This window comes from Nonomuraea sp. NPDC052634 (assembly GCF_040678535.1).
Lineage (GTDB): Bacteria > Actinomycetota > Actinomycetes > Streptosporangiales > Streptosporangiaceae > Nonomuraea > Nonomuraea fastidiosa.
On sequence record NZ_JBFATY010000007.1, the window covers coordinates 87218 to 107577 of the forward strand.

The window sequence follows — 20360 nt, forward strand, 5'->3', positions numbered from 1 at the left end:
AACGGCCCGGGAGGCCACTCATGGACCCTGTCGTGCCCATCGCTAGCACGTTGATCGTCATCAGCCTGTTCATCGCCGTCCGTTACGCCGCCGAGTGCTACATCCGGCCCTTCCGCCCCTGCCGCGCCTGCCAGGGCAAGGGCCGCAAGCCCAACCGCATCGGACGCGGCCCCCACGACTGCCGGCACTGCCGCGCCACGGGCCTGCGCCTGCGGCTCGGCCGCCACATCTGGAACCACGCCCGCGCCCTGCACCGCGACAAAACCCGCTGACTGGAGCCGCCTATGACCATGACGAACCTCACCCGCTACGCCCTCGCGGCCGCCGCCCGAGGCTGGCACGTCTTCCCGCTCGCGCCGAACGGCAAGACCCCGCCCCGCGGCTTCACCGCCTGGCAACACCGCACCACCACCGACCCGGACACCATCCGCCGCATCTGGCAGCGCCCGTACAACATCGGCATCGCCACAGGCCCGTCCGGCCTGGTCGTCATCGACCTGGACCGGCCCAAGCCCGGCGAGCAACCACCTCCGCCGTGGAACCGCCCCGGGATCCGGGACGGCGCCGACGTCCTCGCCGCGCTCTGCGACGAGGCCGGGCAGCCGCTCCCGCTGGAGACCTTCCAGGTCCGTACCCGGCGCGGCGGCCTGCACCTGTACTTCACCGCACCCGAGGGAGTCACCCTGACCAACACCCAAGGCGGCACCGGCGGCCTCGGCTGGCTGATCGACACCCGCGCCAACGGCGGGTACGTCGTCGGCCCCGGCAGCCACGTCACCGACGAACACGGCAGCGGCACCTACGAGGTCCTGCACCAGATCCCGCCCGCGCCGCTCCCGTCCTGGCTGGCCGAACGCCTGCGCCCGGCCCCGCTGCCACCCCAGAAGCCCATCACCGTGCCCCTCGCCACCGACCGCCACGGCGCGTACATCCGCGCCGCCGTCCTCGGCGAGCTGCGGCGCGTGACCGACTCGCCGCCGCACGGCCACAACAACGCGCTCTACCTGGCATCCGTCGCGCTCGGCCAGCTCGTCGCCGGAGGCGAGCTAGACGCCGCCGCCGTCACTTCGTGGCTTACGGAGGCAGCCACGCAGGTCGGCCAGCCCTGGCGCGAGGCCCAGCGCACCATCGCCTCCGGCCTGCGCGCCGGAGCCCGCCGGCCCCGGACGGTGGCCGCATGACCAACGACCGCAGCACCCACCTGCGCCTGGTCCACGGTGATGCCGTCAACGCGCCGGGCCGACCTGTGCCGTTCCGCACGTCCTGGACCGCCGACGAACTCATGGCCATGACCTTCCCGGAGCCCCGCTGGGCCGTCCCCGGCATCATCGCCGAAGGGCTCAGCCTCCTGGCAGGCCCGCCGAAGGTCGGCAAGTCCTGGCTCAGCCTCGGCCTGGGCATCGCCGTCGCCAGCGGCGCCAAGGCCCTGGAGTCCATCGAGGTGGAGCCCGGCCCGGTCCTCTACCTCGCCCTGGAGGACACCGCCCGCCGTCTCCAGAACCGCATGGGCAAGATCCTGAGCGGCCGTCCCGCGCCGAAGGACCTGACCCTGGCCACCACATGCCCGACCATGCCTGCGGGCGGGGAGGAGGCCATCGCCCGCTGGCTGGAGCGCAACGACAACGCCCGCCTGGTCGTCATCGACGTCTTCGCCAAGATCCGGGGCACCGCACCGCCCGGCCTGTCCGCGTACGACGCCGACTACGCCGCCATGGGCCGCGCCAAGCGCCTGGCCGACACCTACGGCGTGGCCGTCGTCCTGATCCACCACGTCCGCAAGATGGCCTCAGAAGACTTCCTGAGCGAAGTCTCCGGCACCAACGGCCTGGCCGGGGCAGCGGACGCCACCCTCGTCCTCAAACGCGCCAGAGGCACCGCTGACGGCGTCCTGCACGTCACCGGACGCGACGTCGAAGAGGCCGAGTACGCCATGGCCTTCCAGCCCGCCACCGGCACCTGGCACCTGCTGGACGGCCCACCGGAAGACCACGCCCTGTCCGACACCAGGGCCACCATCATCCGCCACGTCCGCCGGCACCCCGGAAGCACGCCCAAGGCCATCGCCGAGGCCACCGGCCTGTCGTACGAGAACGTCCGCAAGACCTGCCAGCGAATGAACGCCGACGGCCAGCTCTGCGTGAACGCCACCGGCCACTACCGCCTACCCGGCACGCGTGGGGACGTCCCGGCCGTCCCGAACGTCCCAGCGCAGCCCACGACCAGCACCAACGCCCACACTCAGGAGGGACAACCGACCCTCCTGCCCGTCACCACTGTCCCCGCCGACGAGGAGCACCACCTTTGACCACCTCAGCGCCGGACAGTGTCCGGCTCACCGACACCCAGCTCTACCGCGTCACCGACGTCATGTCCCTGCTCCGCATGAGCCGCACCGTCATCTACGAGCAGATCCGCACCGGCCGGCTCCGCTCCGTCAAGCAAGGCCGTGCTCGCCTCATCACCGCCCAAGCCATCCGCGACTACATCGCACTCCTGGAGAAGGAAGCAGAGGAGGCAGCCTGATGCCCAAGCGACGCAGCAGAGGAGACGGCGGCCTCCACTGGGACGCCAAACGCCAACGCTGGATCGCCACCGCCAGCCTGGGCTACGCACCCAACGGCAAGCGCATCGTGAAGCGAGGCAGCGGCAAGACCAAGACCGAGGCCAAGGAGAAGCTGAAGCAGGTCCTCCGAGACTACGAGGACGGCCTGGCCATCGCCCCGGCCGACTACACCGTGGAACGCGCGATCAACGACTGGCTTGCCCACGGCCTGAACGGTCGCGATCCGGCCACCGTGAAGACCTGCACAATCCTGTGCAGGAACCACATCATCCCTGCTCTAGGAGCCCGGAAGCTGCGCGACCTGAGCGCGGAAGACGTGGACAAGTGGCTCGCGGCGAAGGCGAAGACGCTCAGCACTCGGACCCTGCAGAGTCTCTACAGCTGCTTGAACCGCGCGATCAAACGAGCGATGGCGCGGGACAAGGTCAAGCGAAACGTCGTAGCCCTATGTTCGGTGCCTAAGGGTAAATCCGGTCGCCCGTCCAAAGCTCTGACATTCGCCCAGGCGGAGGCCGTTCTCAAAGCGGCTGAATGCTCCCGCATGTACGCCTACATCGTGCTCTCGCTGCTCACGGGTGCCCGTACGGAGGAACTGCGGGCGCTGACGTGGGATCACGTGGACCTGGACGGCGCTCCGGACGCCGACCCGCCCGTCCCTCCGCACGTCGCCGTCTGGCGCTCCGTACGTGCCGGAGGCGACACCAAGACCCGCAAGTCCCGCCGTACTCTTGCCCTTCCGAAGCGCTGCGTGGAGCTGCTGCGCCGGCACCGTGAAACTCAGCAGCGGGAGCAAGGCGACGCATGGTCGGAGAACGGGCTGGTGTTCGCAACGGCCACGGGTAAGCCGCTGGACGCCGCCAACGTCCGCCGCGACTTCCGCAACGCCATCAAGGACGCGGAAGGCGTGGACCCGAAGGAGTGGACACCCCGCGAACTCCGCCACAGCTTCGTCTCACTGCTCTCTGACAACGGCGTTCCGCTGGAGGAGATCTCCAGGCTTGTCGGCCATCGCAGCACGGCCGTGACCGAGACCGTCTACCGCAAACAGATCCGCCCTGTTCTCCAGAGTGGTGCGGTGGCGATGGACCGGATATTTCGAGAAGAGTAGGCCTCTGTATGGCGGTCTGGCCCGCTATGGCCAGCCGCCATCGTTGCTCGTGATCCCTAGCCAGGGGACGTGCTGCCCATTACACCAGCAACCGCCAGGGAGACCCGAAGAGACGCGTACCGCTTGCGCTTCAGAACCTCAGAGACCATCCGCTTACCTCTCTTCCAAAGATCGCGGAACTCTGGAGCGACGAGAAGACAAGCAGCGACGGCCCCGCCTGTGGAAGCCCCGGACTCGAACCGAGACCCTCCCCAACTAGGGATCACGAACACGGCCATTCGAGGCTGCTCCGACAGAGCAAGATCCGGAGGCGTAGTCACTCAGATAGTCACGCAGAAAGCAAGAGAGGCCGCTTCCCAAGCGGGAAGTGGCCTCTGAGCTGGTGGGCGATACTGGGATCGAACCAGTGACCTCTTCGGTGTGAACGAAGCGCTCTCCCGCTGAGCTAATCGCCCGCCCTGCCGGTCCCTCGCGGTTCCGACGGGGAAAACCATACCGCACTCCGGCACCTACAGCGAACCAATAGCCCCCCGGGGCCCGGCCCGGGGAGGCCGAGCCAGAGGGATTCGGGTGAAACGCGGCGGTTGCCCACCGGCGGGGCGGGCGTGTGGCATACCATCGTCCTGTCCGGGAAGCATCGGCCACGATCTTGGGTCAGGATCTTGGTCCTGGGACGTTCATGGACGGTGCGTCCGGGGCAGGCTCCACAGCACGCAAAACCCTTGTAAATACGACCCGATTGATGCCGTTTAGCCTGGTAGATGCCTAAATGTCCAGCTGTGATGTGCGTTACAGAAGGCCCCTGGGGCGGAATCTTTCCTACGGGTTTCTTCGTTCCGCGTCATAGCTCAGGACGAAGTCCGTCAGAGCAGTGAAAGCCCCGAAGAGGGGACCTACGACGAAAAGGTTTGGCTGACGATGAACAGCACCACCGTCTCCGCCGAGCTTGGCCTTCGGCTTGTGGTCCCCGACCGTACGACCGTCCCCCTGCTCGCCGGGCTGAGCTATACAGCCGACGACCCGTACGCCATCCGCATGGCCTTCCACGTAGGGAACGACGAACCGGTCGAGTGGATCTTCGCCCGCGAGTTGCTGACCGTGGGCATCGTGCGGCGTGTCGGCGACGGCGACGTGCAGGTGTGGCCGGCGCGCGCCGACGGCGAGCGCACCCTGCACATCAGCCTGACGTCCCCCTTCGGGCAGGCGTTGTTCGAGGTGCCGCTGGCCCCGCTCACCGAGTTCCTGCACCGGACGTACGAGAAGGTGCCGGCCGGGCGGGAGACCGACTACATGGACCTGGACGCCGAGCTGACCAACATGCTCTGGCCGTCCTGACCCCGCATACCGAAGACCTGAGACGTCCGGCGCTCTCCCCCGGGAGCGCCGGACGTCGCTCGTGCATGAGGTCGATCAGGCCGGCAGCGACTCCAGCAGGCGCCGCATCCGCGCGATCTCGATGCTCTGGCCCGAGTACACGTCCTTGGCCATCATCCGCATGCGCTGGTCGCGGCCGTCGGCGAGCTGCTCGCCCGCCATCTTGACCGCGCCCTCGTGGTGCCGGGTCATGAGCTGCAGGAACAAGCGGTCGAAGGCGCCGCCCCTGGCCGCCCGCAGTGCGTTGAGCTGTTCCTGGGTGGCCATCCCGTACGCGGCCCCCTGCGCGTGGTCGTGACCGGCGGGGGCCTGGCGGCCGAGTCCGGCGAGCCAGTTCGTCATGGCCCTGATCTCCGGCGTCTGCGCGGCGGTGATCTGGCGGGCCAGCGCGCGGATGCTCTCGGTCGTCGTACGCTCCTCGACCAGCGCGGTCATCTCCAGCGCCTGCCGGTGATGCGGGATCATGCCCTCGGCGAAGCGCACGTCGGCGGCGACCACCCCGGACGGCGTGCGCCCCACCCGCTCCCCCGGCCTCGCGGTACGCGCGGGCTCCCCCGGGCGGCCCGGCACGATCACCGGCGCCTCCGTGCCCACGGGTGACGGCCCCGCCGGAGCGGCGGGCGATTGCAAGCAGCCTGCAAGGGCGAATGCCACCATAAGCGTGACGATTACCGCACGCGTCCCCAAACCTGCTGACATAGCTTCCATAGTGAGCTACGAGACAAAGGGGATGCGCGTTGATCTTCGCCGAATCGCGCGAGACCAAAGTGCGCTTAATCAAGGGGGGTAAGGCCGAAGTGCGTGACGCCACGCGCAGTGACGCCACAGCAAGTAAGGCCGAGGTCATAGCGGGTGCCACGACCGGGGCGCACAGGTCCGCGAGCGGCGAATCGACCGCGCCCAGGCGCGAACGCCGGCCCGCAGACCACGGGCCGCCCGGCCGCGCGGCCGGCGGCCGCGGGGCGACCGCGTCCGAGCCCGCATCGCGCGGCGGGGCGTCTCGTAGGCGGGCGCTGCGGCGCGGCACCCTGCGGGCCACGCTGCTGAGCGTCGTCCTGGCGCTGGTCGCCGCCTGCGGCGCGGCGCCCGCCGAGGAGCGCGGCGCCTCCGAGCCCGCCTCGCCGGGCACGCAGCAGAACAACCCGCCCAGGACGCAGCAGAGAGGCGGGAACGGCCCGCAGACGAGCCCCAATGTCCGGCATGTCGCCAACATCCCGCGGACCGCCCCGCTGAACGGCGACGAGGACTTCAACACCGACCTGGCCTTCCAGGGCGACTACGCGTACGTGGGCAACTTCGGCGGCTTCTCGATCGTCGACATCAGCCGGCCCGAGCAGCCCCGGGTGGTCAGCCAGGTCTCCTGCCCGGCCCAGCAGAACGACGTGACGATCCACGGCGATCTGCTGGTGCTGTCGATCGACGAGCCGCGCAGCGGCCCCGAGTGCGACGCGGCCGACAGCCCACGCGCGTGGGAGGGCCTGCGGCTCTTCGACGTCAGCGACAAGAAGAGCCCGCGCTTCATCGGCGCCGTCCAGACCGAGTGCGGCTCGCACACCCACACGATGGTCCCGGCGGGCGAGACGCTCTACGTGTACGTCTCCTCCCCCGGCCCCGAGCCGGACTCGCCGACCTGCCCGGCCCCGCACGAGCTGCTGCAGATCGTGGAGATCCCGCTGGGCGCGCCGGAGACGGCCAGGGTGGTGGCCAAGCCGGACCTGTTCCCCGACCGCGCGAACAGCGACTACGACTCCGGCTGCCACGACATCACCGCCTACCCGGAGAAGAACGTGGCGGCGGCGGCCTGCTTCGGCGACGGCGTGCTGCTCGACATCAGCGACCCGGTGAATCCGCGCGTGACGCAGCGGCTCACCGACACCGAGAACTTCCAGATCTGGCACTCGGCGACGTTCAACAACGACGGGACGAAGGTCGTCTTCAGCGACGAGCTGGGCGGCGGCAACCAGGCCACCTGCGACCGCAACACGCCGCCGACCAAGGGCGCGAACGCGGTGTACGACCTGGTGAACGGCCGGCTGGAGCGGCGCGGCTACTTCAAGATCGCTCGCGAGCAGCAGCCCAGCGAGAACTGCGTCGCGCACAACGGCTCGCTCATCCCGGTGCCCGGCAAGGACGTCATGGTGCAGTCGTGGTACCAGGGCGGGGTGTCGATCTGGGACTTCACCGACTCGTCCGCCCCGAAGGAGATCGGCTTCTTCGACCGCGGCCCCTACCCGGGTGAGGGCATCGCGGGCTCGTGGTCGGCGTACTACTACAACGGCTACATCTACTCCAGCGACATCCGGGCGGGCCTGGACGTGCTGAAGATCGACGACCCGCTCACCGACCCGGCCGCGAAGGTCCATATGGACGACTTCAACGTCCAGACGCAGAAGTCGTACTGAGGCGGTCTAGGGCGGCCAGCAGGGCGAGGAGCGCTTGGCGGCGCGGGCGATGGCGGCGCCGTCCAGCGTGACGGCCGTGGGCTCGATGCGGGCCCACGGCCACTCCAGGGTGAGCAGCAGCTCCTCGGCGGGCGGCACGGGATGCAGCCACAGCGGCATGTGGTAGAGCGTGTGAGCGGCGTCGCCGCGTACGCCGCCGGGGAACCAGGACAGGTTCGGCGGCGCGCAGTCGCGGTCATGGTCGGAGTGGACCTCGACGCCGCCCGGGTAGCGCAGCACGATGTGCATCGACGTGCTCCCCTCGCCGGAGAACGCCGAATCGAGCTGGAGCGCGAGCCCTGGAGGCGCGGTGGCGTTACGGGCCACGACGTCGAGGTTCAGCAGGCAGCCGACGTCGTAGACCTGGATCATCGGTAGCAGCACGGCGAGCGCGGGCGTGCGGGCGAGCACCCGCTCCACGGTGACGATCGCGCCCATTTTCGCAATCGGCGGCACGCAGGCGCCGCCATCCCCACTCATAGCGAACCCTCATCGCTTCGGGCGTCATCTGCAACGAAAGCGTAACGCCGTGCGAGCGCGCCGCCGAGCGGTCATGCGAAAACGGTGCGTATTCGGGAATATCCGAAAGCCCCCGATGTCCGACAGCCCGTGCCAAGGCCCGATCGGGCCCCGCCGCCGATCGCGGCAGGGGCCGTCGAAAGGCAGGGCCCTACGTCACGGGTCGAGGTCGGCGGCCGAGCGCTCGGCGAAGATCCGCATCGCCTTGGTGGTGATCGGGCCGGGGGCGACCGGCAGCTCGGTGTCGTCGACGAGCCTGATCGGCTGCACGTCGCGCGTGGTGGAGGTGAGGAACGCCTCGTCGGCCTCGTACAGGGCCTGGAGGGGGACGTCGGCCTCCTCGGCGCCGCACCATTCGAGCACCAGCGCACGCGTGACGCCGGCCAGGCAGCCGGAGGCGAGCGTGGGGGTGATGAGGCGGCCGTCGCGGACGATGAACACGTTGGAGCCGGTGCCCTCGCACAGGTTCCCCGCCAGGTTGCCGAAGATCGCCTCGCCGCCGCCGCGCTGCTTGGCGTACGCCAGGGCCTTGGCGTTGTCGCCGTACGAGGTGCTCTTGACGCCGGCCAGGGCACCGCGCTCGTTGCGCGGCCAGGGGACGACGGTGACGTTGGCGGTGGCGGGGAACGGCTTCTGCTCGTCCACGATGACGACGGTGGTGGTGCCCTGATCACCGCGGTCGGAGCCGAGCGGGCCGGGGCCGCTGGTGTAGGTGACGCGGATGCGGCCGAGCTCCCAGGCGGGCGCGGCGTCGAGCAGCTTGCCGATGCCGGCGGCGATGGCCTCGACGTCGGGCTCGGGCAGGTCCATGCGCTGGGCGGAGAGCGTGAGCCGATCGAGGTGGCGGGTGAGCGCGAACGACTTGCCGTTGACGATCTTGATGGTCTCGAAGACGCCGTCGCCGACCATGAGGCCGTGGTCGAACACCGAGACGGTGGCCTGAGCGGGGTCGATCAGCTCCCCGTTGACCCAGACAGGGACGTTCATGCAGATTCCTCCTGTGATGCCAGCGCGATCAGCCTGGCTGCTTTGAGCTCGGTCTCGAGCCATTCGCGCCCGGGGTCGCTGCCCCAGGTGATGCCCGCTCCCGTGCCGAACCGGATCTCGCCGGACGAGATCCAGAATGTTCTGATGCCTACGGCCAGCGCCGCCCTGCCACGGTCGGCGTCGACCCAGCCCACGGCCCCACAGTACGGGCCTCGCGGCGCTGGTTCGAGCTCATTGATGATGCGCACGGCGGACGACTTGGGCGCGCCCGTGACGGATCCGGGCGGGAACGTCGCCGCGAACAGCTCAGGCCAGCCCGCTCCCGCCTGGAGGCGGGCGCGCACCGTGGAGACGAGGTGGACGAGACCCGGGTGCTCCTCGACCGCGCAGAGCGCGGGCACCTCGACCGAGCCGACCTCGGCGACCCTGCCGAGGTCGTTGCGGACGAGGTCGACGATCATGACGTTCTCCGCGTAGTCCTTGTCGAGCAGGTCGTCGGCGGTGACGCCGGTGCCCTTGATCGGGCGGGACTCCACGACGTCGCCGTCGCGCGACAGGTACAGCTCGGGCGAGGCGGTGACCACGCTCAGACCGGGCAGGCTGATCACGCCCGCGTACGGAGCCGGGTTGCCCGCGGCGAGCCTGGCCGCCAGCGCGAGCGGGTCGGCGTCGTGCGCGATGGGCGCGCTCAGGACGCGGCAGAGGTTGGCCTGGTAGACCTCGCCCTGCTCGATGAGGGCGCGGATGGTCTGGACGCCCCGCTCGTAGGCGGCGCGGTCGAGCGAGCTGCGCCACTGGTCCGGGCGTGGACCGTGCCAGGGCCTGGTGGGAGCGGGCAGGGGCGCGGGGCGTACGTGGTCGAAGCGGGCGCACGTCACCTTGCCCTCGTAATCGACGACAACGGCCCACCAGCCCTCGCCGTCGAGTGCGGCGAGGTCGGAGGTCACGTCACGCAGTCCGGTGGCGAGGACGTGCCCTAAGTGGGCGTAGTCGTGGTGCACATCTCCCATTCTCCCAGCATTTCCACCAGTTCCAGCGCCGCGGGCAGTGGCGTATCGGGCAGGGCCGCGTAGACCCGGCGTGCGGGCTCCGTACCCCTGAGGGGTTTAAGCACCAGCCCGGCCGGTACGGCCTCCGCCGCCAGCTCCGGCACCAGCGTCACCCCGAGCCCGGCCAGGACGAACCCGAACTTGCCCGTCCATTCGGCCACCCGCAGCCCGCCGCGCGGCGTGAACCCGGCCGCCGCGCAGGCTCTGAGCAGCAGCGTCGGCTGGCCGCGCGGCGCGGCCTCGATCCAGGTCTCGCCGGCCAGGTCGCGCAGGTCCACGTCCGGCTCGGCGGCCAGGCGGTGCCCGGCGGGCAGGGCCACGAGCAGCCGGTCCTCCAGCAGCGGGACGACGCGCGTCTCCTCGGCCGGCAGCCCCGCCGGGTAGTCGCTGATGACGGCAACGTCGAGCGCTCCGGCGTGCAGCCGTTCGACCAGGGGCGCGCTGAGCCCCTCGATGAGGCGCAGCTCGACGCCCGGCCGCCGCTCGGCGAACCGCTTGAGCGCGCGCGGCACGAGCGCGACGTTGGCCGTGGCGAACGAGCCGACCCGCAGCTGCCCGCCCGCGCCCCGGTGGATGGCGGCCAGCTCCTCTCCGGCGCGGGCGAGCCGGTCGAGCACGGCGACGGCGTGCCGGTGCAGGGCCGCTCCCGCGGGGGTGAGGCGGACGCCGCGCGGCAGGCGTTCGAACAGCGGCCCGCCCGCGGCGCGCTCCAGGGCGGCGATGCGGCGCGAGAGCGCCGACTGGGTGTAGCCGAGCAGCTCGGCGGCGGCGGTGATGGAACCGCTGCGCACCACCTCGTCGAACAGCTGCAACGTGCCGGTGTCAAAGGCATTCGGCTCATGCATGGCAGCCATGCAATCAAGTTGTTGGTGGAATACCAAGCCGTCGGTTTGACTCGCGATTGTGATTGCTTTTCTCGGACAGGGACGCATGGGCGTCCCCATGGCCCGGCGGCTCGTGGAGGCCGGGCACAAGGTGACGACGTGGCGGCGCGCGGACGGTGTCCCGGTGGCCGCCGCTGTGGAGCAGGCTGAGCTGGTGATCACCATGCTCAGCGACCCGGCCGCGGTGCGCGAGGTGCTGACGGCGGCGCTGCCCGGGCTGCGGCCGGGCGCGACGGTGGTGGAGATGTCCACGATCGGGCCCGAGGCGGTGCGCGAGCTGCGCGCGCTGCTGCCGCCGACGGTGGGCCTGGTGGACGCGCCGGTGCTGGGCAGCGTGGGCCCGGCGGCCGACGGGACGCTGACGGTGCTGGCCGGCGGCGACGTGTCGGGCTGCCGCGAGGTGCTGTCGGTGTTCGGGCAGGTGCGCGAGCTCGGCCCGCTCGGGTCGGGCGCGGCCATGAAGCTCGCCGTCATGAGCGCGCTCGTGCCCGCCCAGGTGCTGCTCGCCGAGACGTTCGCGTACGCGCGGGCGCACGGCGTGGACCGCGACGCCCTGGCGGACGTGCTGGGGGCGACCCCGCTGGGCGCGCTGGCCGAGCGGCTGCGCACCCCGGCGCAGGAGACCCGGTACGCGCTCGCGCACGCGGCCAAGGACCTGGGCTTGGCCGCCTGGCCCGAGGCCACGCTGGCGACCGCCGCCCGCGCCCGGCTGCAGGAGGCGCAGGCGGCCGGGCTCGGCGGGCACGACCTGACGGCCATCGCGTCCCACCTCACGGGGCCTGCCGGCGAAGCGGCGGCCCCCTCAGCGAGCGGACCCGCGAGCGGCTCGGCGGGCGTTCCCGCGAGCCCACCTGATGGCGAACCGGCGAGCGGCCACGCCGCGCGCCGGACGGTGCCGATCAACCCGCCGACGGTCCCGCAGACGAACGGCGCCTACTCCCACGCCGTCCGCGTCGGCGACATGCTCTACATCTCCGGCCAGGCCGCCTTCGACGAGCGCGGCGAGGTGGTCGGCGAGACCATGGCGGAGCAGGCCGAGCACGTCTTCCAGGTCATCTCGCGGATCCTGGCCGACCAGGGCGCGAGGTGGGAGGACGTCGCGTTCATCCGCTCGTACCTGACGGACTTCTCGGACCTGCCCGCCTACCGCGACGTGCGCCGCCGCTACATCACCGGCACTCCCCCGGCCAGCACGACCGTGGAGGTGTCGAAGCTGTTCATGCCGGGGCTGCGCCTGGAGGTGGACCTGATCGTGGCCCTGCCGCACCGATAGCGGTCAGTCCAGCGGGCCGGTGACCGACTCGGCGGCGGCGACCACGCCGCCCTCGGCGACCAGCCGGACCGCGGCCTCGATCTCGGGGGCCAGGAACCGGTCGGGGCCGGGCGCGGGCACGGTCTCGCGCAGCGCCCGCACCACGGCGGCGGTGGCGGGCGCGGGCTCCAGCGGGGCGCGCAGGTCGATCGCGCGGGCGGCGGTCAGCACCTCGACGGCCAGCACCCTGGTGAGGCCGTCCACCGCCTTACGCAGCTTGCGCGCCGCCGACCAGCCCATGGACACGTGGTCCTCCTGCATGGCCGAGCTGGGGATGGAGTCGACGCTGGCGGGCACGGCCAGCCGCTTCAGCTCGGAGACCAGGGCGGCCTGGGTGTACTGGGCGATCATGTGTCCTGAGTCGACGCCGGGGTCGTCGGCGAGGAACGCGGGCAGGCCGTGGTTGCGGGCCACGTCGAGGAACCGGTCGGTACGCCGCTCCGACATCGAGGCCAGGTCGGCGGCCACGATCGCGAGGAAGTCCAGCACGTACGCGAGCGGCGCCCCGTGGAAGTTGCCGTTGGACTCCACCCGGCCGTCGGCCAGCACGGCCGGGTTGTCCACGGCGCTGGCCAGCTCCCGCTGGGCGACGGTGGCGGCGTGCGCGATCGTGTCGCGGGCCGCGCCGGCCACCTGCGGGGCGCAGCGCAGCGAGTACGCGTCCTGCACGCGGGTGCAGGCGGCCGGGTCGCGGTGGCTGGCCATGATGCCGGAGTCGCGCAGCACCTTGACCATGTTGGCGGCCGAGAGCGCCTGGCCGGGGTGCGGGCGCAGCGCCTGCAGCTCGGGGGCGAAGACGCGGTCGGTGCCGAGCAGCGCCTCGACGCTCATCGCGGCGCTCACGTCGGCGGTCTTGACGAGCCTGGTGAGGTCGTCGATGGCGAGGATGAGCATGCCGAGCATGCCGTCCGTGCCGTTGATCAGCGCCAGGCCCTCCTTGGCGGCCAGCTCGACCGGCTCGATCCTGGCCTGCTTGAGCGCCTCGGCGGCGGGCTGCACCGCGCCGGATGCGTCCCTGACGACGCCCTCGCCCATGAGCGTCAGCGCCACGTGGGCCAGCGGGGCGAGGTCGCCGGAGCAGCCGAGGCTGCCGTACTCGTGCACGATCGGCGTGATGCCTGAGCTGATGAGTGCGGCCAGCGTCTTGGCGGTGGTCGGCCTGATGCCGGTGTGGCCGGTGGCCAGGGTGTGCAGGCGCAGCAGCATGAGGGCGCGCACCACCTCGGTCTCCACCTCGGGGCCGCTGCCTGCGGCGTGCGAGCGTACGAGGGAGCGCTGGAGCTGGGCGCGCAGCGCCGGGTCGATGTGCCGGGTGGCGAGCGCGCCGAACCCGGTGGAGATGCCGTAGTGGGGGACGGGGCTCTCCGCCAGCTCGTCCACCCGCTGCCGGGCGGCGGCGATGGCGGCGACGGCGTCGTCGCTGAGGCGTACGGGGGCGCCGTGGCGGGCCACCTTGATGACGTCGTCGAAGGTCAGCGGTTCTGGGCCGACGGTCACGACTTCGTTGTCGCGCATGGTGCGTCTCTCTCGCTTAGGTAACCGGCGTACCCGATGTTAGCTCCTTACTTCCGAAGAGTTCCGCGAGCCCCTCCCGTCCCGCGTCGGTCACGATCACGGCCCTCGGGACGCTGCCCCTGCGCAGCCAGCCGCGCTCGAACAGCGCCTCGGTGACGGCCGCGCCGAGCGCGCCGCCCAGGTGCGCCCTGCGCTCGGTCCAGTCCAGGCATTCGGGCGCGAACAGCCGCCGCGACCTGCGCGCGCGGGCCACGTCCACGCCGAGCCGGGACATCAGCGACTCCCCGGAACCGGTGAGGCCGTGGCCGTCGAAGTGGCCACCGCGCTTGAGCCCGTCGAGCAGGCCCACCCCGGCGCGTCCGGCGAGGTGGTCGTAGCAGGTGCGGGCCTCCTCCAGCAGCCTCGCCTGGCGCGACTGGCGCAGCGAGCGCACCGGCGGGCGGGTGCCGACCCTGGCCAGCGCTTCGAGCACCTCGGCGATCTCGTGACCGGCCAGGCGGTAGTAGCGGTGGCGGCCCTGGCGTACGACGTCGACCAGCCCGCCGTCCAGCAGCCTGGCCAGGTGGGCGCTCGCGGTGGCGGCGCTGACCCCGGCCATCCTGGCCAGCTCGCCCGCCGCCAGCGCGCGGCCGCCGAGCAGCGCGGTCAGGATCGCGGCCCGCGCGGGTTCGGCGATGAGCGCGGCGACGGGTGCGATGTCGGCGTCAGCGGCGATGTACTCCATGTCCGCGACGCTAGTACGCCGACATTTCGTCGCACGTCGAAGGGTCAGCGCTTGCCCAGCGCCTTGCGGATCATGTCGCGGGCCCGGTCCATGACCGCCATCGGCGTGCCGAGCAGCATGTTCCTCGTCATCGACTCGGTGCCGGGATGCGGACGCGTGGGCGCCATCGACTCGGCCGCGCGCACCGCCGCCGCCATCGTGCGCCGCTCGGCCACCGACGTCTTGGCGCGCAGCTTGGTGAACTCGTAGCGCTCCTCGCTGCGGGCGTGCGCCGTGACCGCGGTGCGCAGCTCCGCCAGCCCCTCCCAGAACCCCGGGTCGTCCACGCCCGCCTTGTGCAGGTCGAGCAGCAGCCGCTTGGCCCTGTTCTCCTCGGCCAGCCGGTCGGCCACCACGCCCTGGCCGTTGTCGAGCTTCCTGCGCGCGTACGGGTGGACGATCTCCTCCTCGGCGGTCTCGTGCACCGACAGCAGGCGCATCAGCCGCTCGAACGCCTCCCCGATCTTGTCGGGAGGCGCCTGCTCCACCTCGTCGAACAGGTCCCTGATCCGCCCGTGCTGGGCCATCAGGAGATCGATGACATCGTGTTCAACCACGCGTTCAGCCACGTCGAGCGGCCTACCCCGCCCCCGCGCAGGCACGCGCCGCCTTACCGAACGCGGGCGTTTCGCGCACCGAACGCGGAGGTTGCCGGGCACCGGCGCGGGTACGCGCTGCGACATGGCCTTCGACCCACTCCAGGAGCGGGGTATCCCGCTGGACGAGCAACTGCGCAACTGGCGGGAGCTGAACGTCACACCGATCGACCCGGACGCCGCGGATCCGTACACCCGCTGCCGGATCATCACGATGAACGGCATCGAGGTCGAGGCCGTCATGTTCAGCCATCACGCGGCCAGGCACTGCTCGGACCCGGACGTCAAGCGGCGGCTCGTGCAGGTCCGCTACATCGAGTCCCAGCAGCAGAAGGCCGTGAACTGGCTGCTGCCCGGCTCGTCGTCGGTGCTGGAGACGACGATCGCCTACGAGCAGGTCGCGGTCGATCTGACGGCGTGGGTGGCGCGGATGGAGCCCGACCCCTACCTCAAGCAGGCGTACCAGTTCGGCGTGCTGGAGGACTTCGACCACCTCTACCGGTACGCCAACCTGTACGAGATGATCGAGCACCGCAAGGCGGACAAGATCGTCGACCGGCTCACCGAGGTCATGCCGGGGCGGCCGACGTACCTGCACCATCGCGACCCCGTCGACAACGTGCGCCGGCCTTACGAGCGCTCCCGCACCGAGCCGCTGTCGCGGCTGCACGCGCTGACGATCACGGCGGCCGAGCAGCAGACGATGAACTTCTACATGAACGTCGGCCCCCTCCACATGGAGCCGATCGCGCGGCAGCTCTACCAGGAGATCGGCATGGTGGAGGAGGAGCACGTCACCCACTACGAGTCGCTGGTCGATCCGGGCGAGAGCTGGTGGGAGATGCTGCTCAACCACGAGTTCAACGAGTGCTACCTGTACCACTCGTTCATGGAGACCGAGACCGACCCCAGGGTGCGCGCGATCTGGGAGCTGCATCTCGGCATGGAGCTGGAGCACCTGCGGCTGGCCGGCGAGCTGTTCAAGCGGTTCGACGGGCGCGACCCCGAGCAGGTGCTCGCGCCCGCGCTGCCGCCGCCCGTGACGTTCGAGTCGAACAAGGGCTACATCCGCGACCTGCTCACGACCCAGGTGGACGTCACCACCCTGGGCACCGGCTACGTACGCGAGGCGCACGAGCGGTTCACCCGGATGCAGCAGGCCGTCATGGGCGGCGAGGAGCCGCCGTCGGAGCGGGTGATCGAGGACAACCGGGCCATCTCCGGGCGGGAGTACCGGCTGGAGACGGAGGGTCCGCACCCGGTCGGCGTACGGCTCACGCCCTAGCCGTGACCTGCTCGCAGGATTTCAGTTTGGGGACTCGGCCGGAATTCGCTAGAGTTCTCTTCGTCACCCGGCAGCGACCGGGGCGACACGCGGAAGTGGCTCAGGGGTAGAGCATCACCTTGCCAAGGTGAGGGTCGCGGGTTCGAATCCCGTCTTCCGCTCGGAGCTTCCGGCTCGGTGGCGTGGCCGAGAGGCGAGGCAGCGGCCTGCAAAGCCGTCCACACGGGTTCAAATCCCGTCGCCACCTCAGTATCAAAGGACGATTAGCTCAGCGGGAGAGCGCTTCCCTGACACGGAAGAGGTCACTGGTTCAATCCCAGTATCGTCCACTCTCTCGGCCCCAGCCCTCACCGGCTGGGGCTTCGTCTTTTCCACCCGAGCGCGGTCCGCGCGCAGATGAGACGATCGCCCTGCGGACGCGCAGGAGATCGCCGGCCGAGGCGCACTTCCCCGGACGGGCGGCGCAGCGTGGAGCCGGTGGAGGAGCAGTGCCGGCGCACGGTCACCAGAACCGCACCGGCCCACAGCGGTAGCCCCGGCGTGGCCTCTTCGCCGGACGGGTGTGCCGCCTGGGGTAGGCGTCCGATTTTCAGATAGCGCACATGCTTGAGGGATGACCGAAGAACCCAGCGATCTGATCCGCAGCGTCTCCCGCGCCCTTCGCGTCCTGGAGGAGGTCTCGCGCGCCGACCGGCCGCTGTCCGTCAAGGTCATCGCACGCCGGTGCGGGCTGACCCTGTCGACCTCCTATCACCTCGTCCGCACCTTGTGCTACGAGGGTTACCTCCATCGATGCCCCGACGGCGACTACCTGCCGGGTTCCAAGGTCGCCGAGCGGTTCCACGAGATGATCGACGCCTTCGACCGCCCGCCCCGCGCCTCGGTGGTGCTGCGTCACCTGGCGGCCGTGACGGGGCACACGGCGTACCTGGCGCAGCTCGTGGGCGGGCGGCTGGTCGTGCTCGACGTGGCCGAGGGGCCGCGCTCGCCGTGGCTTGAGGACCTGCGGGCCGGATTGGAGGCCGCGCCGCACGCCACCGCGCTCGGCAAGGCGCTGCTGCTCGCGCTGCCGCCGCGGGTGCGGCGCGAGGTCCTGACCGAGTACGGCCTGCCGCGCTTCACCTCGGCGACCCCCACCAGCGTTGAGGACGTCGAGGCGGAGCTGGCCGGCTTATGCCCCGGCGAGGTGGTGGAGGAGCACGGGCAGTTCAGGGACGAGGTGGCCTGCGCGGGCGCGGTGGTGCCCGGCACGTCGTGGGCCGTCGGCATCTCGGCCCGCGGGCTGAGCGTCCCCGCGCGCGCCCGCGCCCGCCTCGCCGAGGCCGCCCGCGACCTCGCGTGATCGCCCGCCTGAGGGTAGGACAGCGGCATGAGGGTGATCCTGTTCGGGGCGACCGGCATGATCGGGCAGGGCGTGCTCAGGGAGTGCCTGGCCGACGAGCGGGTCACGGCCGTGCTCGCGGTCGGCCGCCGCCCCACGGGCGTTCCTCACCCGAAGCTGCGCGAGATCCGGCACGCCGGCCTCACCGACCTGGGCCCGATCGAGGACGAGCTGCGCGGCCACGACGCCTGCTTCTACTGCCTCGGGGTGTCCTCGGCCGGCATGCGCGAGCCCGACTACCGCAGGGTCACCTACGACTTCGCGCTGGCGGCCGGACGGACGCTGGCCCGGCTCAACCCGGGATCGGCCTTCGTGTACGTCTCGGGCGCGGGCACCGACGCCGGCGCGCGGGCCATGTGGGCCCGGGTGAAGGGCGAGACCGAGAACGCGCTGCTGGAGCTGCCGCTGGCGGCGTACGTGTTCCGGCCCGGCTACATCCAGCCGCTGCACGGCGTGACCCCGCAGACGCCGCTGTACCGGGTGGCGTACATGGTGACCAGGCCGCTCTGGCCGCTCCTGCGGAAGCTGTTCGCCGAGGAGGTGACCACGACGGAACGCATCGGGCAGGCGATGATCGCGGTGGCCGAGCATGGCGCGGCCAAGCGGATCCTCGGCCCCGCCGACATCAACGCCCTCTGACCCGCCGCTCCACACGGTCGTCAACGCCCTCTGACCGGCCCTCTTCCGCATGAGTCGTTTACGAGGGATGCCCGATGATGGAATATCGCGGCGTGCTCCCGCGCTACGGTAGCCGTCAAATATTCAACAGTCATGGATGGTGACCAACGTGCAGTTCGGCATCTTCAGCGTGGGTGACGTGACCACCGATCCCACCACCGGCAGGACCCCGACGGAGCACGAGCGCATCAAGGCGATGGTGGCGATCGCCCTCAAGGCGGAAGAGGTGGGCCTCGACGTGTTCGCGACCGGCGAGCACCACAACCCGCCCTTCGTCCCGTCCTCCCCCACCACCCTGCTCGGCTACATCGCGGCCAGGACCGAACGCCTGCTGCTCTCCACCGCCACCACGTTGATCACCACCAACGACCCCGTGAAGATCGCCGAAGACTACGCGATGCTGCAGCACCTCGCCGACGGGCGGGTGGACCTCATGCTGGGCCGCGGCAACACCGGGCCGGTCTACCCGTGGTTCGGCCAGGACATCCGGCAGGGCATCCCGCTCGCCGTGGAGAACTACGCGCTGCTGCACCGGCTGTGGCGCGAGGACGTGGTCGACTGGGAGGGCCGCTTCCGTACGCCGCTGCAGGGCTTCACCAGCACCCCGCGCCCGCTCGACGGCGTGCCGCCGTTCGTCTGGCACGGCTCGATCCGCAGCCCCGAGATCGCCGAGCAGGCCGCCTACTACGGCGACGGCTTCTTCGCCAACAACATCTTCTGGCCGAAGGAGCACTTCATGCGCCTGATCAACCTCTACCGGGAGCGCTACGCCCACTATGGCCACGGCACGCCGGAGCAGGCCATCGTGGGGCTCGGCGGCCAGGTGTTCATGCGCAAGAACTCCCAGGACGCGGTACGCGAGTTCCGCCCGTACTTCGACGTCGCCCCCGTCTACGGCCACGGGCCCTCGCTGGAGGAGTTCATGGCCGAGACCCCGCTCACCGTGGGCAGCCCGCAGCAGGTCATCGACAGGACGCTGGAGTTCAGGGAGTTCTTCGGCGACTACCAGCGCCAGCTCTTCCTCATGGACCACGCGGGGCTGCCGCTGAAGACCGTGCTGGAGCAGCTCGACATCCTCGGCGAGGAGGTCGTGCCGGTGCTGCGCAAGGAGTTCGCCAAGGACCGCCCTGCCGGGGTGCCCGACGCGCCCACGCACGCCTCGCTGGTGGCGGCGAAGAACGCCTCGGCCGCCGTCGGCGCCTGACCCCCCGCATCCTCCGGAAAGGAGACGACCCTCATGAAGCTTGCCGTCGTCACGGCGGGACTGACCCAGCCGTCCTCCACCCGCCTGCTCGGCGACCGCCTGGGCGAGGCGGTGGCGCGGCGGGCCGGCGCCGGTGAGGCGGCCGAGGTCCGCAACGTGGAGCTGCGCGACCTGGCCGTGGACATCGCCAACGCGTTCGTCACCGGCTTCCCCGGCGCCAGGCTGCGCGCCGCCCTGGAGACCGTGACGGAGGCGGACGGGCTCGTCGCGGTCACGCCGATCTTCAGCGGCTCCTACAGCGGGCTGTTCAAGAGCTTCTTCGACGTGATCGACAACACCGCGCTGACCGGCAAGCCGGTGCTCATCGCGGCCACCGGCGGCACCGCCAGGCACTCACTGGCGCTCGATCACGCGCTGCGGCCGCTGTTTGCGTACCTGCGGGCCGTGGTGGTGCCGACCGCCGTGTACGCGGCTCCTGAGGACTGGGGCGGCGGCAAGGACGCGTTCACCGACGGGCTGAGCGAGCGCATCGAGCGCGCCGCCGACGAGCTGGCCGCGCTGCTGGCGAACCGCGCGCCCCGCCGGCCCGGCAAGGCGGGTGAGCCCGATGAGGTCGTGCCGTTCGAGGAGCAGCTCGCCGCGCTGCGCCCGGACGGCCGGAGCTCCGCGGCGGGCAACGGTCACCGCGAGTGACCGGCGGC

21 protein-coding genes and 4 tRNA genes are annotated in these 20360 nt (G+C 71.0%); 16 read left to right on the forward strand and 9 right to left on the reverse strand.

Annotated features, from left to right (window positions below; translation table 11 throughout):
• Nucleotides 1-20: 20 nt before the first annotated feature.
• Genes AB0K67_RS27870 through AB0K67_RS27890 form a run of 5 tightly spaced genes read left to right on the forward strand, consistent with a single transcriptional unit; the run spans nucleotide 21 to nucleotide 3671 of the window.
• On the forward strand, nucleotides 21-272 hold the full coding sequence (locus AB0K67_RS27870; protein WP_364066140.1) for a hypothetical protein: 252 nt from the start codon (nucleotides 21-23) through the stop codon (nucleotides 270-272).
• Between the two features lie 12 nt (nucleotides 273-284).
• Nucleotides 285-1181 (forward strand): bifunctional DNA primase/polymerase, encoded by an 897-nt coding sequence (locus AB0K67_RS27875; protein ID WP_364066141.1) that lies wholly within the window; start codon nucleotides 285-287, stop codon nucleotides 1179-1181.
• A complete protein-coding gene (locus AB0K67_RS27880; RefSeq protein WP_364066144.1) occupies nucleotides 1178-2305 on the forward strand; it encodes an AAA family ATPase in 1128 nt (375 codons plus the stop codon). The genes AB0K67_RS27875 and AB0K67_RS27880 overlap by 4 nt, the downstream gene beginning before the upstream one ends.
• Nucleotides 2302-2523, forward strand: coding sequence for a helix-turn-helix domain-containing protein (locus AB0K67_RS27885; protein ID WP_364066146.1), 222 nt, complete (start codon nucleotides 2302-2304; stop codon nucleotides 2521-2523). Before AB0K67_RS27880 ends, AB0K67_RS27885 begins: the two co-directional genes overlap by 4 nt.
• Nucleotides 2523-3671 carry a site-specific integrase gene (locus tag AB0K67_RS27890; protein WP_364066148.1) on the forward strand — a complete coding sequence of 383 codons (1149 nt, stop codon included), beginning with the start codon at nucleotides 2523-2525 and terminating at the stop codon, nucleotides 3669-3671. Before AB0K67_RS27885 ends, AB0K67_RS27890 begins: the two co-directional genes overlap by 1 nt.
• A 380-nt stretch (nucleotides 3672-4051) precedes the next feature.
• Here the strand turns inward: AB0K67_RS27890 and AB0K67_RS27895 are convergent.
• Nucleotides 4052-4126, reverse strand: a tRNA-Val gene (locus tag AB0K67_RS27895).
• A 463-nt stretch (nucleotides 4127-4589) separates the two neighbouring features.
• Between AB0K67_RS27895 and AB0K67_RS27900 the strand changes: the two genes are divergently transcribed.
• Nucleotides 4590-5006, forward strand: a complete 417-nt coding sequence (locus AB0K67_RS27900) for an SsgA family sporulation/cell division regulator (protein WP_103958541.1) — start codon at nucleotides 4590-4592, stop codon at nucleotides 5004-5006.
• Nucleotides 5007-5081: 75 nt separating this feature from the next.
• Here the strand turns inward: AB0K67_RS27900 and AB0K67_RS27905 are convergent, their stop codons facing one another.
• On the reverse strand, nucleotides 5082-5621 hold the full coding sequence (locus AB0K67_RS27905) for a DUF305 domain-containing protein (protein WP_364066151.1): 540 nt from the start codon (nucleotides 5619-5621) through the stop codon (nucleotides 5082-5084).
• A gap of 221 nt (nucleotides 5622-5842) precedes the next feature.
• On the opposite strand from AB0K67_RS27905, the gene AB0K67_RS27910 reads away from it, so the two are divergent.
• Complete coding sequence (locus AB0K67_RS27910) at nucleotides 5843-7447, forward strand: hypothetical protein (protein WP_364066153.1); 1605 nt, start codon at nucleotides 5843-5845, stop codon at nucleotides 7445-7447.
• 6 nt (nucleotides 7448-7453) lie between these two features.
• Here AB0K67_RS27910 and AB0K67_RS27915 read toward each other — a convergent pair whose 3' ends face one another.
• From AB0K67_RS27915 to AB0K67_RS27930, 4 genes are all read right to left on the reverse strand, one after another.
• Nucleotides 7454-7924 (reverse strand): hypothetical protein, encoded by a 471-nt coding sequence (locus AB0K67_RS27915; RefSeq protein ID WP_364066155.1) that lies wholly within the window; start codon nucleotides 7922-7924, stop codon nucleotides 7454-7456.
• A gap of 237 nt (nucleotides 7925-8161) precedes the next feature.
• Nucleotides 8162-8992 (reverse strand): aminotransferase class IV, encoded by an 831-nt coding sequence (locus tag AB0K67_RS27920; RefSeq protein WP_364066157.1) that lies wholly within the window; start codon nucleotides 8990-8992, stop codon nucleotides 8162-8164.
• Entirely contained in the window at nucleotides 8989-10002 is a 1014-nt protein-coding gene (locus AB0K67_RS27925) for a chorismate-binding protein (protein ID WP_364066160.1), read from the reverse strand. Before AB0K67_RS27925 ends, AB0K67_RS27920 begins: the two co-directional genes overlap by 4 nt.
• Nucleotides 9969-10886 (reverse strand): LysR family transcriptional regulator, encoded by a 918-nt coding sequence (locus tag AB0K67_RS27930; RefSeq protein ID WP_364066162.1) that lies wholly within the window; start codon nucleotides 10884-10886, stop codon nucleotides 9969-9971. The genes AB0K67_RS27925 and AB0K67_RS27930 overlap by 34 nt, the downstream gene beginning before the upstream one ends.
• 58 nt (nucleotides 10887-10944) lie before the next feature.
• On the opposite strand from AB0K67_RS27930, the gene AB0K67_RS27935 reads away from it, so the two are divergent.
• Entirely contained in the window at nucleotides 10945-12198 is a 1254-nt protein-coding gene (locus AB0K67_RS27935) for a Rid family hydrolase (RefSeq protein ID WP_364066164.1), read from the forward strand.
• Between the two features lie 3 nt (nucleotides 12199-12201).
• Here AB0K67_RS27935 and hutH read toward each other — a convergent pair whose 3' ends face one another.
• The 3 genes from hutH to AB0K67_RS27950 are packed head-to-tail and all read right to left on the reverse strand — an operon-like array spanning nucleotide 12202 to nucleotide 15072.
• Nucleotides 12202-13752, reverse strand: coding sequence for a histidine ammonia-lyase (gene hutH / locus AB0K67_RS27940; RefSeq protein WP_364066166.1), 1551 nt, complete (start codon nucleotides 13750-13752; stop codon nucleotides 12202-12204).
• Between the two features lie 16 nt (nucleotides 13753-13768).
• On the reverse strand, nucleotides 13769-14476 hold the full coding sequence (locus AB0K67_RS27945; RefSeq protein ID WP_364066169.1) for a helix-turn-helix domain-containing protein: 708 nt from the start codon (nucleotides 14474-14476) through the stop codon (nucleotides 13769-13771).
• Between the two features lie 44 nt (nucleotides 14477-14520).
• Nucleotides 14521-15072, reverse strand: a complete 552-nt coding sequence (locus AB0K67_RS27950) for a hemerythrin domain-containing protein (RefSeq protein WP_364066172.1) — start codon at nucleotides 15070-15072, stop codon at nucleotides 14521-14523.
• Between the two features lie 124 nt (nucleotides 15073-15196).
• Here AB0K67_RS27950 and AB0K67_RS27955 point away from each other — a divergent pair, with 124 nt between their 5' ends.
• The 8 genes from AB0K67_RS27955 (at nucleotide 15197) to AB0K67_RS27990 (ending at nucleotide 20352) form a co-directional block, all read left to right on the forward strand.
• Nucleotides 15197-16396 carry a hypothetical protein gene (locus AB0K67_RS27955; protein ID WP_364066175.1) on the forward strand — a complete coding sequence of 400 codons (1200 nt, stop codon included), beginning with the start codon at nucleotides 15197-15199 and terminating at the stop codon, nucleotides 16394-16396.
• An 89-nt stretch (nucleotides 16397-16485) separates the two neighbouring features.
• Nucleotides 16486-16557: transfer RNA gene (locus AB0K67_RS27960), tRNA-Gly, on the forward strand.
• Nucleotides 16558-16572: 15 nt separating this feature from the next.
• A tRNA-Cys gene (locus AB0K67_RS27965) sits at nucleotides 16573-16643 on the forward strand.
• 10 nt (nucleotides 16644-16653) lie between these two features.
• Nucleotides 16654-16725, forward strand: a tRNA-Val gene (locus AB0K67_RS27970).
• 284 nt (nucleotides 16726-17009) lie between these two features.
• The gene (locus tag AB0K67_RS27975) at nucleotides 17010-17738 is read left to right on the forward strand and encodes a helix-turn-helix domain-containing protein (protein WP_364066178.1); all 729 of its coding nucleotides are present in this window, start codon (nucleotides 17010-17012) and stop codon (nucleotides 17736-17738) included.
• A 27-nt stretch (nucleotides 17739-17765) separates the two neighbouring features.
• A complete protein-coding gene (locus tag AB0K67_RS27980) occupies nucleotides 17766-18416 on the forward strand; it encodes an epimerase (RefSeq protein WP_364066180.1) in 651 nt (216 codons plus the stop codon).
• A gap of 148 nt (nucleotides 18417-18564) precedes the next feature.
• Nucleotides 18565-19659 carry an LLM class flavin-dependent oxidoreductase gene (locus tag AB0K67_RS27985; protein WP_364066699.1) on the forward strand — a complete coding sequence of 365 codons (1095 nt, stop codon included), beginning with the start codon at nucleotides 18565-18567 and terminating at the stop codon, nucleotides 19657-19659.
• 33 nt (nucleotides 19660-19692) lie between these two features.
• Complete coding sequence (locus AB0K67_RS27990; protein ID WP_364066183.1) at nucleotides 19693-20352, forward strand: FMN reductase; 660 nt, start codon at nucleotides 19693-19695, stop codon at nucleotides 20350-20352.
• Nucleotides 20353-20360 lie beyond the last annotated feature (8 nt).

Bases quoted from the DNA above. Each gene is read 5' to 3' on its own strand.
- AB0K67_RS27870 (WP_364066140.1), top strand. From the start codon at position 21: ATGGACCCTGTCGTGCCCATCGCTAGCACGTTGATCGTCATCAGCCTG.
- AB0K67_RS27925 (WP_364066160.1), bottom strand. From the start codon at position 10,002: ATGGGAGATGTGCACCACGACTACGCCCACTTAGGGCACGTCCTCGCC.
- AB0K67_RS27915 (WP_364066155.1), bottom strand. From the start codon at position 7,924: ATGGGCGCGATCGTCACCGTGGAGCGGGTGCTCGCCCGCACGCCCGCG.
- AB0K67_RS27890 (WP_364066148.1), top strand. From the start codon at position 2,523: ATGCCCAAGCGACGCAGCAGAGGAGACGGCGGCCTCCACTGGGACGCC.
- AB0K67_RS27975 (WP_364066178.1), top strand. From the start codon at position 17,010: ATGACCGAAGAACCCAGCGATCTGATCCGCAGCGTCTCCCGCGCCCTT.
- AB0K67_RS27945 (WP_364066169.1), bottom strand. From the start codon at position 14,476: ATGGAGTACATCGCCGCTGACGCCGACATCGCACCCGTCGCCGCGCTC.
- AB0K67_RS27880 (WP_364066144.1), top strand. From the start codon at position 1,178: ATGACCAACGACCGCAGCACCCACCTGCGCCTGGTCCACGGTGATGCC.
- AB0K67_RS27920 (WP_364066157.1), bottom strand. From the start codon at position 8,992: ATGAACGTCCCTGTCTGGGTCAACGGGGAGCTGATCGACCCCGCTCAG.
- AB0K67_RS27955 (WP_364066175.1), top strand. From the start codon at position 15,197: ATGGCCTTCGACCCACTCCAGGAGCGGGGTATCCCGCTGGACGAGCAA.
- AB0K67_RS27980 (WP_364066180.1), top strand. From the start codon at position 17,766: ATGAGGGTGATCCTGTTCGGGGCGACCGGCATGATCGGGCAGGGCGTG.
- AB0K67_RS27990 (WP_364066183.1), top strand. From the start codon at position 19,693: ATGAAGCTTGCCGTCGTCACGGCGGGACTGACCCAGCCGTCCTCCACC.
- AB0K67_RS27930 (WP_364066162.1), bottom strand. From the start codon at position 10,886: ATGCATGAGCCGAATGCCTTTGACACCGGCACGTTGCAGCTGTTCGAC.
- hutH (WP_364066166.1), bottom strand. From the start codon at position 13,752: ATGCGCGACAACGAAGTCGTGACCGTCGGCCCAGAACCGCTGACCTTC.
- AB0K67_RS27900 (WP_103958541.1), top strand. From the start codon at position 4,590: ATGAACAGCACCACCGTCTCCGCCGAGCTTGGCCTTCGGCTTGTGGTC.
- AB0K67_RS27875 (WP_364066141.1), top strand. From the start codon at position 285: ATGACCATGACGAACCTCACCCGCTACGCCCTCGCGGCCGCCGCCCGA.